This is a genomic window from Moorena sp. SIO3I6, assembly GCF_010672095.1.
Genome location: NZ_JAAHHU010000776.1, coordinates 1 through 2245, shown reverse-complemented (window position 1 = coordinate 2245; position 2245 = coordinate 1). Strand labels below are relative to the sequence as shown.

Annotated in this window: 4 protein-coding genes; all 4 read right to left on the bottom strand. The window is 41.8% G+C overall.

Features of this window, described 5'->3' with window-relative positions; translation table 11 throughout:
- Positions 1 to 203: 203 nt before the first annotated feature.
- On the bottom strand, positions 204 to 902 hold the full coding sequence (locus F6K49_RS42605; RefSeq protein ID WP_293107479.1) for a hypothetical protein: 699 nt from the start codon (positions 900 to 902) through the stop codon (positions 204 to 206).
- A 184-nt stretch (positions 903 to 1086) separates the two neighbouring features.
- The gene (locus F6K49_RS42600) at positions 1087 to 1353 is read right to left on the bottom strand and encodes a hypothetical protein (protein ID WP_293107476.1); all 267 of its coding nucleotides are present in this window, start codon (positions 1351 to 1353) and stop codon (positions 1087 to 1089) included.
- Between the two features lie 358 nt (positions 1354 to 1711).
- Complete coding sequence (locus F6K49_RS42595) at positions 1712 to 1951, bottom strand: hypothetical protein (protein WP_070391229.1); 240 nt, start codon at positions 1949 to 1951, stop codon at positions 1712 to 1714.
- 106 nt (positions 1952 to 2057) lie between these two features.
- Positions 2058 to 2245: hypothetical protein (locus tag F6K49_RS42590; RefSeq protein WP_293107472.1), on the bottom strand; the 188-nt coding region annotated here is incomplete at its 5' end.

Genomic DNA, 2245 nt, shown 5'->3' with positions numbered 1-2245 from the left:
GCTGATGCCCTTGAGTTTGCTAACAATTCTCGAGCCTTTGGTACGGGAAAAAGCAGGGTTGTGAGGTAATAATTTAGCAATCAGCGGTCAGCGGTCAGCGGTCAGAAGTCAGAAGTCAGAAGTCAGAAGTTATAAGTTATAAGTCACACTCTTGCTATACTTAGGTTTGATACTTTTTCATGTTATAATTGCCCTGGCGACTGCTATAATCGATTAATGAATTCTTGATTTCTAGCGCCACCTTTTGGACTATTTTCTCCTGAGGTCGCAGTCACAGTTCGACTATTTTCCCCTGAAGTTGCAGTCACAGGAGGGTTAGACTGATCAAAAGTAGCCAAGTCTTGAAAAGCGTTAGCTAAAAGCACTAGGGCTTGTTGGCGGTGCTTAACGCTTTCTTGTACTCCTTGCACTTGTTTTTCTAGTGCTGAAAGTTTTTTTTGGTTAGCTTCTAAGTCAGTTGCCAGATTCACTGGCACTTGCTTTTTAAGTTCAGATACCTGACGTTCTAGCTGTTGAACTTGTTTTGCCTGTTCTGATTCTGCCGGAGCCTCTTTCAATGACGTAATTTCTGTAGTTAGCTGCTTAAGCTGGGTATAAAAGAAATATCCTGTCCAAGCTCCTGCTGCTCCCACCATCAAGATTAAAATCATCCAAATAGCGGTGAAGCGACCCATTTTTTTCTGTAGCTGCTTTGTTTCTTGCTCCTGTTTCTTCTTATCGGACATGGCAGTCATTTGAAATTCCACCAATGCTTCGGCGACTTCTTCGATATGTTGCTCTTGGAGATTAGCAAGAGGATTGACTGGGGTAACAACAGGAAGGGCTGTGTTATAAAGAGGTTTGTTGTCTATACCAAAATTATTGATCGTGCTTATTTTCCTTAGATTATTGTTGTTAGACATTGCCTTTATTTGAGACTATTTATTGTTGGTTTTTTATAGCAAAGAGAACTGGAATTCGGGAGTAGGGCTTAGGGAGTCGGCAGTCGGGAATTTATGATCAAAAATGGGCACAATTCATTGAGTAATACTCTAGTATTTATTATTTAGTTTTAATGGTCAATAATTAATCAAAAAATTACCAGTTTTATTGAGTGGTTTTCCAGGAATTTACTGGTGCAAATTGCTGCTGCAACTGGTTGTAAGTTATAGCACCAAGGGGACTGATAGCAGCAATACTACCTCCTAGGATCACAATACTTAACACCAGCAAGATTTGGAGCCGTTTCACTGAGGCTTCTAGGGATTGCACCTCCTGTTGCAGGCCATTGATAACTCTTATTGCTCTGAGGTCAGACCATATACTGTCTTCTTCAAGAAATTCACAATCGCTATTGTTGTCAGTCGTTATCATTGTTTGAATTCTCCTTAAATAAACGTTTCTTGCCACCTTCTAAGTAATTACTGAGTAAGCATTCAGCCGTTGGCCGTAGGCCACGCTACACCGAACAGCTGTCAGCTGTCAGCCTAATGCTTAAAATAAACATCAAACAGGAGAATTTAAAAGTGCGCTTTCGGAATTAAGAATTAAATTCGCCACGGGTCGTACCTAATAGTTTGAGATTAATCAGAGTTGAAACTTTGGAGAAAAGCCGATCTCAGCATATGCGCTTAGGGCACGCTACGGGGTTGTCAGCGGTTAGCCGTTGGCCATAGGCCTTTGGCTGATAGCTGAGGGCTGATAGCTGAATGCTGATAGCTGAATGCTGACATTACTGATCAGCGATCATTAACACAGAGATGATGTTCTGCAGAGACTTCTGTTTTTCTTTTCTCTCGGATGCAGCGGTTTCTGCTGGTGTTTGGGGTGCAGTTGCTTCTGGTGAACTCGGAGTCGGTTGAGACTGAGAGTTATCATTACCATCAGTAGCTAGAGATAACAAAGATGCGATCGCTAAAATACTTAGCACCATTGCAAATTGTCTAGTTACCAGTATTGCCACTTGTCTCATGGTATTTTTCTCTTTCAGTTGTATAGATCAGTTAGTGCCAGGACTTACGCACAGACTCCATGGGTAGGGTGGGCAAGGTTTTTACCACCCTACAAGTAGCGTTAAATTAAGAGATTTGCGTAAGTCCTAAGTGATTAAGAGCTGTTTTGGCAGATTCTGGTTCAGAACTAGGGTTGAGTGTCTTGTCTTTCTGAGCAGCTTCTGTAGTAGTAGCGGAGTCAGCACTCGGCAACTTTGTCTTTACTTGAACTAGTTTTTCCTTAGCCTGGTCAGTCAGCTGTTTAGTAGTCTGTA